Origin of the sequence: Cohnella endophytica (genome assembly GCF_003628305.1) — a bacterium.
Classification (GTDB): Bacteria; Bacillota; Bacilli; order Paenibacillales; family Paenibacillaceae; genus Cohnella; species Cohnella endophytica.
Window position 1 is genome coordinate 100,160 of the sequence record NZ_RBZM01000008.1, and the last position, 12,782, is coordinate 112,941.

Below are 12,782 nucleotides of genomic sequence, written 5' to 3' on the forward strand. Positions count from 1 at the left end.
TTGTCGGGACGAATGCGCGGAAGCCGCAAAATATTGCGGGAACGGCCGCGAGATTTGCGCGTCGGCAGGGACTGCGCCGCTCTAAGATAAAGGCATATCAGTTGAAGGTGCCGAAAAAGAGATGAGGAGCGTAACTTATGGGAGTCCTGCCACCGTTCAAACCGTATGTCAAGAAACAGAAGGGGCTTTATTTGCTGGGCTTTGCCGGCAGCGTCTTTCGATTTTTGATTCCCCTTTCCGTGCCGGTCGTCATCAAATACGTTTTTGACGAGCTGCTGCAGAATGCCTCCGTTCCGAATGGGGATAAAGTGCGGCAGCTGCTGTTCATCACGGCGATCGTGCTTGCGGTTTTTTTCTTGGTCCGGGGACCTATGGAGTATGTCAGGCAGTACTTCCTGCACAGGGCGAATAACAATATCATCAAAGAGCTTCGCACGGACGCGTTCCGCAAGATCTATACATTGGATGCAAAATATTTAACGGACAACAAAAGCGGGGAAATCGGCACGCGGTTTTTCGACGACATCGAGAAAATCAGAGGTTACATGACCGCGGTTTTCTCGAACATTTGGATTGAGCTGACCGTGCTCGCCTTTGTCGTCGGGATCATGTTCTCGTTACATTTCGAGCTCAGTCTGCTCGCGGTCATGCTAGTAAGCATGCAGTTCGTTTTGGCGCATTTCTTTTCGAAACGGTTGAAAAGCACGACTCAGCAAATGATGAACTACCGCTCCGTTCTGAACGGGTTTATTTTCGAGAAGATCCAAGGTGCCTTTCTGGCCAAATTATTTGCTTCCGAGAAAAAAGACAAGGAGGAGCTGAACGGGCATCTGGCTCGGTATGAGCATTTTACCGACCGCCAAGCCCGAATCAATGCTCTATCCCTGTCGGCGGTTAATGTGCTGAGCGACGCCATTCCCTTCGTGGTTGTGTTGGCCGGCAGCCTTTTCGTCATCGACGGCAACCTAACGTTAGGCGCCTTAATTGCTTTCTTTGCCTACGTGGACCGGATGAGAAGCCCCGTGTCCGCGCTCGTTCAAGCCTTCCCGGCGATAACGGAAGGGAACGTTGCGCTTCGGAGAGTGTTCGACTTTATGGATACGCCCGTCTCGATAAAAGAAACGGAGTTTCCGCGTACGATCAACGAGGTTGCCGACTCGATTACGTTTCGGAAGGTGTCCTTTTCCTATCGGCCCGACCGGGAACTCATTAAGGACTTGTCGTTTACTTTGCGGAAAGGGAAAACCTATGCCTTCGTAGGAGAAAGCGGGGGCGGGAAGAGTACGATCCTGCAGCTTCTGACTCGTATGTATGATCCGGATGGCGGCGAAATTCTCATAGACGGCGTAAATATGAAGGAGCTTTCCATATCCGGTATGCGAGAGCAAATCGGCATCGTGACGCAGGACAGCTTTCTCTACAGCTCTTCGGTCATAGACAATATTCGAATGGGATCGCTTGAAGCGGAGGATGCGGAAGTGTTCGCGGCAGCTCGGAAAGCTTATGCGCATGATTTTATTTGCGCTTTGCCCAATGGGTATGAAACCGAGCTCGGCGAGAGAGGCGTCAAGCTGTCCGGAGGACAAAAGCAGCGAATTGCCTTGGCTCGCGTTTTTCTAAAAAATCCTTCGGTAATTCTTCTGGACGAGGCGACTAGCGCCTTGGATAACGAAAGCGAAAAGCTGGTCCACCAGTCGATTCAGGAGGTAAGCCGGGACAAAACCGTGATTATGGTCGCGCATAGGCTCTCGACGGTTATCCATGCGGATAGGATATTCGTAATGAGGCAAGGAAGGATCATCGAGAGCGGATGCCATAATGATTTGTTGACAGCGGACAAATACTACAAAGCTCTTTATACGGAACAGAATTCGACGGATATGTCGGTTGCCTAGCAACCGCGCCCCAAATGAAGGCATCAAATCAAAAACGAAGCTATTTTATTCCCTTTCCCTGCGCGGTAAAGTGGGTGATGCAAGCGAGAAACCGCTATCATCTCCTACTGGAGATCTGCGAGCGGAAGGGGAATTTTATTTGGCTAATGGGATAGGTCAAGTGCCGGGCGCAAACGGTCTTAAGGAGGGCTACGCGTGATCCAAATTCGCTCGGACTATGCAGGCGGCAATATTAAGGTAATTTCCCAGGATGAAGTCGTGAGACTGGAGCAGGACATCCGCGATTCCGTCAATTGGTGGTTTTACTGGAATTTCTGCGTCCGTTGCGAAGAAGAAAGAGAAATCGTCTTCGAATTCACGAATGGCGAAGTGCTAGGACCGTGGGGACCAGCTTACAGTACGGATGGAGTGAACTGGGTATGGCTCGGAGAACAAAGTTTACTAAATTCCAAATCATTTGTTTACCGATTCGTTTCGACTCACCCCGAAGTTTATTTCGCATTTTCGCTGCCTTATCAATTGCACCACTTCGAAAAGTTTTATGACAAATTCAAGGATTGTTCCTTTGTGCGCGTTGACACCCTCTGTCAATCCAAAGAAGAGAGAGAAGTTCCTCTCTTAATGATCGGCAACGCGGATGCGCCGGAACATATCTTCTTCTCCAGTCGTCACCATGCCTGCGAATCGACGGTGAACTACGTATTGGAAGGTTTGCTGGAACAATTGATAGAGGATCATACCGAATCCGGGTTTCTCGATAAATTTTGCATACATCTCGTACCGTTCGTTGACATAGACGGGGTCGAAAATGGCGATCAAGGCAAAGGAAGAGCACCGCACGACCATAATCGGGATTACATAGATCAACCGATTTATGTAGTGACGCAAGCGATTATGCGATATGTGCGTGCTTTGCGGCCCGAGGTCGGCATTGATTTCCATTGCCCGCACAAATGGGGCGAACGCAATGATCATGTCTTTTTCGTTAAGACAGGTACCGAGGCAGACCGCCGGATCGAACGATTCGGGCGAGCGCTAAGCGATCTGACGCAGGGGTTAGACCGTAACCGGGACATTCCGTATGATCCGATCTACGATATCGAGATGGGTGATGATTGGAACCAGCCGTATCCCACTTGTTCCTCGTTTATGATTCAGGAAAACGTACCGATGGCTTTTTCGATGGAGATTCCCTATTTCGGTCTCGTCAATATGCAGTACACGGCCGATTCGCTTCGGCGGTTAGGCAGGCGTATGGCACAGGCGCTAAAGATCTATTTGGGCGAAAAGGATTGAGGAATACCAAGGCAAAAAGCGATAGGACAATTATGGAGTAGGGGGCAGGGAGCATGGATAGAACGAATCGGACGGAGCGATATGAAGTCGTTGTTTGCGGCGGCGGTTTGGCGGGATTTTGCGCTGCGGTGGCTGCCGCTAGACAAGGCGCGCGAACCTGTCTCGTGCAGGATCGGCCGGTATTCGGAGGCAACAGTTCGTCCGAAGTCCGGGTAACTCCGCACGGTGCGGCGGCTTTTCACGCTTACGCGAAAGAAACCGGAATTATTTCGGAGCTAATGATAGAAGAACGGGCGGCCAACCACGAAACGATATTCGAGAACGGCTGGACGAACAGCGTATGGGACATGACGATGTACGACTTGGCCATGCGTACGCCGAATCTGACCTTCCATCTGAACACGTCGATCCTGGATGTCCGAATGAACGGCACGAGGCGAATCGGGTCGGTCGTCTGTCTCGTCGCGAACGCGGAAGTCGAGCTCGAGCTGTTCGCGGAAGTGTTCGTCGACTGCACGGGAGACGGCATCGTCGCGGATCGCGCGGGATGCGAATGGCGCATGGGCTCGGAAGCGCGGGAGGAATTCGACGAGCCGCATGCTCCTGCTCAGGCGAGCGGGGACGTGATGGGGAGTTCGATTCATTTCAAGACGAAGGACACGGGGGCTCCCGCGCCGTTCGTCGCGCCGGACTGGGCGGCCAAGCTGGACGATCCGGACTTCTTCTATAAGCAGGGGCGCAATCCCAACGACGTGCGCGGCGGTTATTGGTGGATCGAGATCGGCGTGCCTTGGCACACGATCAACGGGAACGAGGATATTCGCCATGAGCTGACGAAGTACGCGCTTGGCGTCTGGGATTGGATCAAGAACAAAGATCCGAATACGATGGAACTGGCCAAGAACCACGCGCTGGATTGGATCGGCCAAGTGCCCGGCAAGCGGGAAAGCCGCCGCATCATGGGACAATATCTCATGACCGAGCACGATCCACTGAACAAGACCGTATTCGAGGACGAGATCGCCTACGGCGGATGGTTCCTTGACTTGCATACGCCGGGCGGTCTGCTTGCGCCTACCAGCGAGCCGGCGAGCGCCGAAGGCTATGTGGAGACGACTTCGTATATGGTTAAAAGCTATTGCGGCCCTTACGGCATCCCTCTGCGTTCGACGATTTCCAAGGACGTCGACAATCTGATGATGGCCGGCCGCAACATTAGCGTCACGCACGCGGCGCTCGGCACCGTGCGCGTCATGGGAACGACGGCGATCGTCGGACAAGCGGTCGGCACGTCGGCGGCGATCGCGTTGCGGCGGGGCATTCCGATCGCGGACGTACCAAGCCGCGCGATTCGCGAAGTGAAACAGACGCTGCTCCGGGACGGCTGCTTCCTGCCGAACAGCGCGAACGAGGACGAGGCGGACTTGGCGCGCGGCGCTCTCGTTACGGCAAGCAGCCAGGAAGCTTGCACGGGTTCCGGGGTGCAAATCGGCGATACTGCGGAACGGAAGCTGTTTCCCGAGGACGAACATCTTCGTCAACGCAAGGGACAGTGGCTCGCCATCGCGGAAGAAGCGACGTTAAACCGGGTTTCCGTATGCTTGTCGAACTTATCCGACATCGCGCAGACGGTGGAAGCGGTCATCCTTCCGATGCAGCATATTTGGGATTATCGGACGGAGCTGGGCGAGCCGCCGCTGGCGACGACCGTTCTGACGATCGCTCCCGGCGCGCATCAGTGGATCGATTGGGACGTCGGATTGAATCGGGAAACCGGCTTGAAGCCGACCAGTTACGTCCGCCTGGATTTGCTGGCCAATCCGCATGTGGCGTGGCACTTGGGAGAAATCGTCGTTCCCGGACACGCCTGCGCCTACGAGATGGGCGAAGGGAAAATGCGACGGGATTGGAACGGTCCGACGAGAAGCTTCCGGGTCGATCCTCCGCAACGTAGCTTCGGGCCGGAGCAAGTTCTTAGCGGCGTGACGCGCCCGCATCGCTATACGAATCTATGGCGTTCGGATAGCGGCGAGAAGCTACCGCAATGGCTAGAGCTATCGTGGAGCGATCGGCAAGAGATCGGTCACGTGGAATTAACCTTCCCCGGCCATTTGTTATGGGAGTATCGCGGATATGCGCCGTTCTACCGCGACCCGCAGTGTCCGAAGGACTACCGGATCGAAGCTTGGACGGAGGACAGTTGGGTGCAAGTATTGGCGGTCGCAGGGAATTATCACCGCCACCGTCGCCACCGGTTGGAGAAGAGCGTTCTCACGGAGAAGCTGAGAGTCGTGATCGAGGCAACGAACGGAGATCCGTCCGCGGCGATCTACGAGGTGCGCTGTTATAGGCCTTCAAAGTAAAGGGACATACGGGACGCAAAGAGAGAGGAACGGGCGAATTCGCCCGTTCCTCTCTCTTCTGCGTTAGACGAGTGTCGCCGCCTCTCGCTTACATCGTCTTCCGGTACTCCTTGGGAGAGACGCCGTAGTAATTCTTGAACGCCCTGGAAAAGTGGTACAGATTGCCGTAGCCGACCTTCTCCGAGATCTCGTTGATCCTCGCGGCGGGGTTCTTGAGCAGCTTATGGGCTTCCTCCATGCGAACCTTGATCAAATAGGCGGTGAAGGTGAGGCCGGTCCGTTCCTTGAACAGCTTGCTGAAATAAGAGTAGTTCATGGAGACGCGATTGGCGACTTCCGCGAGCTGAAGGTCCCTTCCGAAATGCTCGCGCACGATCGCTTCGGCGACGGAGATGACGGTTCCGTCGAGGTTCGACCGCTCGTTCGCGATTTGTTTCACCTGGAAGGCGTAGCCCTTCGCGTATTGTCGCAGCTCGCTTAGCGAACGGAAAGAAGAGAACGCATGGATGGGCTGACCGCTTTCCTCGGGAAGGAGACGGCCGTTGATATGGCGATGAACCTCGGTTATCATCAGCTCGTACATCGCCTTGAACGATTCGAAAGGGATTCGCGCCCGCATGGTATCGTCGAACCACTTGTCGATCCATTCTCCTAGGAGCTCCAACTGAAGCGTCTCGGCCGCATGGCGTAGCTCTTCGATATCTTTCTTGGCGGGAAGAAATTCATCCTCGCGATCTTTAGCGTCGAAAACGGAAGACTCCTCGTAACGCAATACAGGGCAAGACTCCTGCAGAATCCGATAGGACATCGTCTTTAACGCTTGCTTATATAGCTTGGCCAGTTCGTCCGGCCCGCCCGGTCCGCTGATCGATGCAATCGGCGCCGGAGCTCTTTCATCTATCGGCATAAGCGAGGCTAGGGTCGTCTTGAGCAATTCCGCGACTTCATCCATCGTCACGGAATCCGCGAAATTAAACACGACGCAAGGCTGGCCTTGCGCGTCATGGAACGCGAGGAACTTAAGCTCCGTTCCCAATCGGTTCCGGTCGATGAGTCCGCGCAACGCCGAGCCGGCCCGCTCGACGTCTCTGGCGTCGAACGAAGAGGTGCCGAGGGACAAAAGAGCGATCGCGAATCGCGGGTGAACGAACGGACCTTCGAGCGGTTGCTCGCGATGAGGCGTCTCCTCCAAGCCGGAGCCGGAGTCGTCCTCGCTGTACACGAGCCGAGCAAGTCTTGCGGCGAGCAATTCCCGCTCGTCCGAGTCCGTTCGATCGCGCCGTCGGACGGTCGCCCCCTCTTTGGCGCCTTGCCCGATCGCCGCGATCGCCGCCCGTACTTGGGCCGCCAATTCAGCGGAGCTCGCGGGCTTTAGCAAGTAATCCTGTGAACCGTATTTGAACGCTTCGCGAACGTATTCGTATTCCCCGTAACCGCTCAGCATGATGAACCGGGTGTCCGGAAGTTGCCCGCGAAGCCGCTTGATGAGCTCGATTCCGTCCAACTCGGGCATGCGGATGTCCGTAATGATGATATGAGGCCGGATCTCGGTTGCCGTTCGCAACCCTTCAAGTCCGCCGTAAGCGACGTGAATCTCGGCAACCCCCGGCACTTGGGCGCGTTCCAGCTTCGCCTTCACGCCGTCGCAGAGCAACGCTTCGTCATCGATGATCAACACGGTATACATGGTTAATCTCCTCTAGGGACTCCATGTTGCATGGAATCGTAATCTCGGTCTCCGCGAATCGCCCTTCCACGCCGTTCATGCGCAGAGGGTATTCCGTTCCGTAGAACAGCTTTAATCTTTCGTTAATATTGCCGAGCCCGATGCTTTCCCGATCGCTTCCGGCTATCGGCGCGTATTGGGAAGCGCGGAATCGCTCATTAAGCAGGGTCAGCCTTTGTTCGGCGATGCCGATTCCGTCGTCGCGCACGACGATCTTCAGCCGGCCGGCCGCATCCAGCGATCCGACGACCTCTACCGTCAGCGAATCCCGTTGAAAGAAGCCGTGTTTGATGCTGTTCTCGACGATCGGCTGCAAAATGAATTTAATGACCCGAATCGGGAGAAGGGATGCGGGAACGTCGATCCGCACGCGGAGCCTGTCCCCGTATTTCACCCGCTGCAGGCTGACGTATTGTTCCAAGTGTCTGAGCTCCGCTTCCAGCGTCGTAAACTTCGATTGGCCGTCCATGTTGTAGCGCATCATTTTGCCGAAATCGGTCATCGCCTCGGAGACGTCGAACTGCCCGGCCAGCTCCATCTTGGCGCTGAAGATGTCTAACGTGTTGTAGATGAAATGAGGGTTGATCTGCGACTGAAGCGCGATCAGTTGGGCGTCCTTGTGGATCGTCTCCTTCCGGATCGCGTCGGCCATGAGCCCGGTAACCTTCCCGAGGAGCAGATTGAACCTTTCCGAGATGACCCCGAATTCGTCGTTCCTCTCGATCGGTATCGGACGGAAACCGGATTCGATTGCCTGATCCATCTGCTCGATGCTCCTCTTCATCTTGCGAAGCATCATCTTCAGCATGGAGTAGAAGGCATACAAGAGGACAAGCAACGTCGCGATGAACGCCCAGTTCGTCGCGACCTGCAACGACATGAGGACGGGCGGCATCTCGGTGGCGAGAATAAGGGAGAGGCGCACGCCGTTTAAGCTCTCCGCGACGAATAGATGGCCCCCGCTTCGAACGTAGCTTTCATCGGCCGGCCAACCGCCAGTCCCGAGCAAGGGCCAATCTCCGTCTTCGATCGGGCGGCCTTGCAGGGCGAGGACGGTTCTTCGTTCGTCTTCGATCCGAATGGACTGCTTGCCGTCGATGGCGATCGCGGGTCCGAGCAGTTCCCGGGCATTCACGTCGACGACGGTCACGCCGAGCTCCTTGCCGTCGATGGCGATCATTTTCTGCGCGAAGCTATAGAGATCGTCGCTTGGCGCGGCACCCGGCCGGAACAACCAACGCGACTTCGACTCCGAGCGGATGAACGCGTCGTACCAGGGCTCTTTCCGAAGCTTCTCCTCGTAATAGAACGCGCCGAACCCTTCGGGAATCGTCTTGTTGGTCATGTAAACCGATATTTTCTGAATGTTCACTTTCTGGAAAAGCATGGCGTAATTCAGCAACGGGGACGCGTAATTGAAATAATTGTCGAGGGAAATGTCGTCCGCGGAGTACGGGTCGCCCAGGAACGACTGAAGGCGATAGTTGTAGGTGATGTTGTTGCTAACGCTTTCAATAAGGTCGATCTTATTCTCGATCGCGTATTTGATTTGCTTCGCGGTCGTTTGCGAGTTCGAGATTGCCTGCGCTCTCATGTAGCGTTGCGACTGATCGTAGCTGTACATGCCGAGAATTCCGAACGGGAGCAAAATGAAGCAGACGAAAGCGAGCGTGATTTTGCTCTTCAGGCTCATGGTGTTCATATATCGTCTCAAGCGGCGGCCTCCAAACGGGCGGATGTGGGAATGTCTGAATTATTGGGTCTTTCACGTATTCGACAAAGGCAAGATCATCCCTTCCGTCGTTGCGCGGCATCCAAAATGAAGGTATCAAATCAGAAACGGAGATATTTTTCTAAGCGCTTTCACGCCGTATAGTTAGTGTCAAGCTGCAGGGAAAGGTGCACATTCCCGCGGCGGTATCAGAGTTTTGGGGAGGCACGAACATTGAATGAGGCTTTAAGAACGGAACGACGCTTCCGGCCGGCGGAGGCAAAGCTTACGGCCAAGAGCTCGCGCTGGCGCAATCAATTGTCGCTGCAAAGCATGGTCTGGCCCGGCTTGGCGTTCCTGCTCGTCTTCTCTTACGTGCCGATGTACGGAGTGTTGATCGCATTCAAGGAGTACGATTTGTTCGAGGGAGTCATAGGGTCGCCTTGGGTCGGTTTCGTTCACTTCCGGGAGTTCTTTAACGATCCGAACTTCCTGAACGTGCTGCGGAATACGCTGGCGATTAACTTGCTTGGTCTCGTTCTCGGATTTCCGGCGCCGATCCTGTTCGCCCTCTTCTTGAATGAGATTTCGAGCAAGCGCTTCAAAAGCTTCGTGCAGACGGTGTCTTACTTGCCGCATTTCGTCTCGTGGGTCATCTTCGGCGGCTTGATGCTGACGGTATTGTCCCCATCCAACGGAGCGCTTAACGGCTTGCTCTTGCAGCTCCATCTCATCGACGAGCCGATCAACTTCATGGCGAAGACGAACCTGTTCTGGTTCATCATGGTCGGCATGGAAATGCTGAAGGGGATCGGATGGGGCGCCATTATCTACATCGCGGCGATCGCCGGCGTAGATCAGGAGATGTACGAGGCGGCCAAGATCGACGGAGCGAACCGGTTTCAGAAAATCCGGTACGTGACGATGCCCGCGATCATGGGAACGGTCGTCATCATGCTGATCTTCGCGATCAGCTCGATTCTCAATACGGGCTTCGAGCAAGTCATGGTCATGCAGAACGCGCTTAACCTGGACGTGAGCGAGACGATCGATACTTACGTGTACAAAGTCGGGCTTAGCGAAATGAGGTACTCGTACTCAACGGCGGTCGGACTTGCCAAATCGGTCGTGGCCTTGGTCCTGCTGTTCGGAGCCAACTACGTATCCCGCAAAATCTCGGACAGCAGTTTGTTCTAAGGAGGAAACGTACGATGCGGATTAAATCCAGCGGAGACCGATGGTTCAACGCGTTTAACGCGGTTCTCATGGCGGCGATCGTCTTCGCTACGCTCGCGCCGTTCTGGTTCGCGCTCGTCGGCGCGTTCAACTCGGGTCTCGATTACATGCGGGGAAGCGTCTATTTCTGGCCGAGAGAAATCACGCTCGCCAATTTCCGGGCCGTATTCTCGGATAAGACGATCTATCATGCCTATTACGTGACGATAGCCAGAACGCTAGTCGGCGTGGTCCTCCACGTCGCGTTCACGTCGCTCGTCGCTTACGGCATGTCCCGCAAGGGTCTAGCCGGAAGAAAGATCTACCTCGTCATCATGATGTTCACGATGTTCTTCTACGGGGGGATCGTACCGACTTACTTGCTGTACAAGGAAATCGGGCTGCTTAATCATTTTCTCGTCTTTATCATTCCGTCGATGCTTAGCGTATGGGACATGATCATTATGATGTCGTTCTTCCGGACGATTCCCGAACCGATCGTCGAATCGGCCAAGATCGACGGAGCGGGGGAGTATCGCATTTTCGTCCAACTCGTGCTGCCGCTCAGCATGCCGGTACTGGCCGCCATCGCGCTGTTTAACGGGGTGTATCACTGGAACTCCTATATGGACGCGATGCTCTTCACGACGAAGTCGTCCCTCGAACCGGTGCAGTTATTTCTGATGCGGATCGTGACGAGTTCTTCCGCCGCGCTGTCTCTCAGCCAAGAAGCGGGAAGCAATATGCCGGAGGAAGCGAAGAAGCTTAGTCCGGAGACGCTGAAGCTCGCCATGATGATCGCGACGACGGCGCCGATTCTCGTCATCTATCCGTTCCTGCAAAAATATTTCGTAAAAGGCGTCCTGATCGGTTCCGTAAAAGGGTAAATCAAGTATTCTTATGACAATGACAAAGGGGAGGCAATTCAATGTTAGGCAAACGGATTTCCGGTCTCGTGCTCGTTCTCTCGCTATTCGGTTCCCTTCTGGCCGCTTGCTCTTCGAACAACAATAAAGAAAACGCTCCGTCCTCGGCCGCGGCTTCGCAATCGGCGTCGGAGTCGGCTCCGGATGCTTCCGCTTCGGCGTCTCCGGAAGACAAATCTCCGATTACGGTCGACTGGTTCGTTTCATTAGACTATTACAAGAAGAACTGGGATGCCGTGAATAACCTGCTCGACAAAATGATCACGGACAACACGGGCATCACGATCAACTTTACGTCCGGTAACGACGACAAGCTCAGCGCGCTGATCGCGGCCGGCGATCTCCCGGACATCGTCACGCTCGACAAAGGCGCGCCTCAGCGGGGCGTGCTGGAGAAATCGGGTTTGGTCGCGCCTCTTGACGAGCTGATCAAGCAATATGCGCCGGATTATCAAGTGCCGCAGTCGATTCAGGACTGGTTCCGCAACGCGGACGGACACTTCTACGGCTATCCGAGCTTTTTCTGGGCGAAGGAGAATATGAAGGACGGCGACCGGATTCGCAGCAACCAGGGCTTGTACGCCCGCAAAGACATCATGGATCAGCTCGGCATCAAGCCGGAGGACTTCGCGACCAAGGAAGGACTCGTTGCCGCTCTGAAGAAGGTGAAGGACGCCAAGCTGAAATATAACGGCTTCGACGTCACTCCGGCCTATTACGAAAGCTGGAACATCGAGAACTTCTTCGGCGCGCCGCGCGAGGACGAGCAGGGCAATCTGGTCGACCGCGAATATACGCCGCAAGCGCTCGAAGCGTACAAGTTCATGAACAGGCTGTACCGCGAAGGGCTGATTCCGCAAGATAGCCAGACGTTGACCAAGGATCAGGTGCAGGAGAAAGTCAACAACGGCGCCGTCTTCTCGACAACGAATAAGAATATCGACTGGAGCCCGTTGTTCCATACCGATCCGAACGCGCTTTTCGTCCATGTCGGTCCCGTGGCGGGCGATAGCGGCAATAAACCGTACGTAGATCCGGTGAATGCCTCCGGATGGACGTTGACGATGATCAATAGCAAAGCCGAGCATCAAGACCGGATCATCAAGTTATTCCAATACTTGTCGTCCGAAGAGATGAGCTTAAACGTGAATTACGGTCCGAAGGGCGAGGCTTGGGACTTCGACGAGAACGGCAAAGTCAAGCAATCGGAGGCGTTCTTGAAGCTGAACGCGGAAGACTCGAACCAAGCGAAGCTGAAGTACGGCAACGACACGTTGGGCTGGTTCATCAACTGGATCCCGATCCAACGGACGCAGCCGGCCACGGTGGAGCAAGACCAAGTGGCGAAGCTGGAGAACGGTCTCTTCTTCGGCAATTACACTTACAACATGCTGCCTTTCGAGAACATTACGCCGCTAGGCGGAACGGAAGAAGCCGGCATCAAGGCGAAGATCGAAGAGAACCGCATCAAGTGGAGAGCGAAAATGATTCTCGCGAAGTCGGAAGAAGCGGTAGCGAAAGCCTACAACGACGGCATCGAACAAGAGAAGAAGCTTGGATTCGACAAGCTATACGCTTACCAGAACCAGAAGTACCAAGAAGCGAAAAAGGCGCTCGGACTCGAGCACGCCGGACCGGCGCTTAAATAAG

Annotated in this window: 8 protein-coding genes; 6 read left to right on the forward strand and 2 right to left on the reverse strand. The window is 54.9% G+C overall.

Annotation, left to right across the window (positions count from 1 at the left end; all coding sequences use genetic code 11):
* Positions 1-137: 137 nt before the first annotated feature.
* From D7Z26_RS18685 to D7Z26_RS18695, 3 genes are all read left to right on the forward strand, one after another.
* The gene (locus tag D7Z26_RS18685) at positions 138-1,895 is read left to right on the forward strand and encodes an ABC transporter ATP-binding protein (RefSeq protein ID WP_120978543.1); all 1,758 of its coding nucleotides are present in this window, start codon (positions 138-140) and stop codon (positions 1,893-1,895) included.
* A 195-nt stretch (positions 1,896-2,090) separates the two neighbouring features.
* On the forward strand, positions 2,091-3,191 hold the full coding sequence (locus D7Z26_RS18690; RefSeq protein WP_120978544.1) for a M14 family zinc carboxypeptidase: 1,101 nt from the start codon (positions 2,091-2,093) through the stop codon (positions 3,189-3,191).
* A gap of 53 nt (positions 3,192-3,244) precedes the next feature.
* Positions 3,245-5,554: an FAD-dependent oxidoreductase gene (locus D7Z26_RS18695; protein WP_120978545.1), complete on the forward strand. Its 2,310-nt coding sequence runs from the start codon at positions 3,245-3,247 to the stop codon at positions 5,552-5,554.
* 88 nt (positions 5,555-5,642) lie between these two features.
* Here the strand turns inward: D7Z26_RS18695 and D7Z26_RS18700 are convergent, their stop codons facing one another.
* Both D7Z26_RS18700 and D7Z26_RS18705 read right to left on the reverse strand, forming a co-directional pair.
* A complete protein-coding gene (locus tag D7Z26_RS18700; RefSeq protein WP_120978546.1) occupies positions 5,643-7,241 on the reverse strand; it encodes a helix-turn-helix domain-containing protein in 1,599 nt (532 codons plus the stop codon).
* Positions 7,216-8,994, reverse strand: coding sequence for a cache domain-containing sensor histidine kinase (locus tag D7Z26_RS18705; protein ID WP_120978547.1), 1,779 nt, complete (start codon positions 8,992-8,994; stop codon positions 7,216-7,218). Before D7Z26_RS18705 ends, D7Z26_RS18700 begins: the two co-directional genes overlap by 26 nt.
* Before the next feature lie 231 nt (positions 8,995-9,225).
* Between D7Z26_RS18705 and D7Z26_RS18710 the strand changes: the two genes are divergently transcribed.
* The 3 genes from D7Z26_RS18710 to D7Z26_RS18720 are packed head-to-tail and all read left to right on the forward strand — an operon-like array spanning position 9,226 to position 12,781.
* Positions 9,226-10,188, forward strand: coding sequence for an ABC transporter permease (locus D7Z26_RS18710; RefSeq protein WP_233567042.1), 963 nt, complete (start codon positions 9,226-9,228; stop codon positions 10,186-10,188).
* Between the two features lie 14 nt (positions 10,189-10,202).
* Complete coding sequence (locus D7Z26_RS18715; RefSeq protein WP_120978548.1) at positions 10,203-11,093, forward strand: carbohydrate ABC transporter permease; 891 nt, start codon at positions 10,203-10,205, stop codon at positions 11,091-11,093.
* Positions 11,094-11,134: 41 nt separating this feature from the next.
* Positions 11,135-12,781: an extracellular solute-binding protein gene (locus D7Z26_RS18720; RefSeq protein WP_120978549.1), complete on the forward strand. Its 1,647-nt coding sequence runs from the start codon at positions 11,135-11,137 to the stop codon at positions 12,779-12,781.
* Position 12,782 lies beyond the last annotated feature (1 nt).

Excerpts from the sequence above, each read along its gene's own strand:
- D7Z26_RS18720 (WP_120978549.1), top strand. The coding sequence starts at position 11,135 with ATGTTAGGCAAACGGATTTCCGGTCTCGTGCTCGTTCTCTCGCTATTC.
- D7Z26_RS18695 (WP_120978545.1), top strand. The coding sequence starts at position 3,245 with ATGGATAGAACGAATCGGACGGAGCGATATGAAGTCGTTGTTTGCGGC.
- D7Z26_RS18685 (WP_120978543.1), top strand. The coding sequence starts at position 138 with ATGGGAGTCCTGCCACCGTTCAAACCGTATGTCAAGAAACAGAAGGGG.
- D7Z26_RS18715 (WP_120978548.1), top strand. The coding sequence starts at position 10,203 with ATGCGGATTAAATCCAGCGGAGACCGATGGTTCAACGCGTTTAACGCG.
- D7Z26_RS18700 (WP_120978546.1), bottom strand. The coding sequence starts at position 7,241 with ATGTATACCGTGTTGATCATCGATGACGAAGCGTTGCTCTGCGACGGC.